At 57.6% G+C, this 865-nt stretch carries 1 protein-coding gene; it reads left to right on the forward strand.

What is annotated here, in order from left to right:
• Positions 1-174 precede the first annotated feature (174 nt).
• Positions 175-762, forward strand: a complete 588-nt coding sequence (locus NPX02_RS21230) for a CNNM domain-containing protein (protein WP_260296062.1) — start codon at positions 175-177, stop codon at positions 760-762.
• The last annotated feature ends 103 nt before the right edge of the window (positions 763-865 follow it).

The raw sequence follows: 865 nt of genomic DNA on the forward strand, positions 1-865 counted from the left end.
AAAATGAAAAGCACCGGCTACTATGTCCACACCGGTAGATGAGCAGTGCAGGCGACAGTAGGATGGCTTTTTTGGGCGGAAGTCCCGATCGATAAGTGCTTCATGCACAAATGTCACGCACCAGCCGTCTGGCGGCTATGCAGCGTACCAAGAAAAATATGGAAAAGTTGATCCATGCTCATAATAGATTGTTTCACCGAGGAGTTCGCGGCGGTCGGTGCGAGGGTGACGCGTGTCGAACGACTGACCACTCAGGGCCAGCGGCTGGCGGTGGCACTGTTGCCGACCCTGTGCAACCCGCTACGCCTGGACCGTTATATCGCCGCCTGTCAGCTCGGTATTACGCTTTCGAGTCTGGTACTCGGCGCCTTCGGGCAGGCGACGATAGGCCTGGCCCTGGGCGCGCAGCTGGACAAGCATACGGGACTCGAACCGCTCACTGCCTATGCCTTGTCGGCCACCATCACACTGGTGGTGCTCACATCGATCCAGGTCGTCTTCGGGGAACTCATTCCCAAGACGGTTGCGCTGCAATACCCCGTTGGCACCGCCATCTACACGTATCTGCCTGGGCGGCAGGGGTGGATTTCAGGGTGCACTCAGGGCGATCGGATATTGATGTGGCAGGCCGCAGATGTCCAACGACCGCTGGACTTGGGCAAAGGGGGCGTTTATTCTTCTTTTCTCCGACGACGCCAGCACCGGCGAATAAACTCCCAGAACTGGCATAAGCGAGGTCAGAGAAGAATGGCACTTACTTAAGGCGAATAGCAGGATTTTCGTCATTCCGCCGCAGGCCGGACAATGCGCTTCGCGCTTTGTCCGGCCTGCGGCGGGAAGACGGTGGTTCTTGGCTTAAGAAAGT

Origin of the sequence: Sedimenticola hydrogenitrophicus (assembly GCF_025175675.1) — a bacterium.
In the GTDB taxonomy this organism is placed as follows: domain Bacteria; phylum Pseudomonadota; class Gammaproteobacteria; order Chromatiales; family Chromatiaceae; genus Sedimenticola; species Sedimenticola hydrogenitrophicus.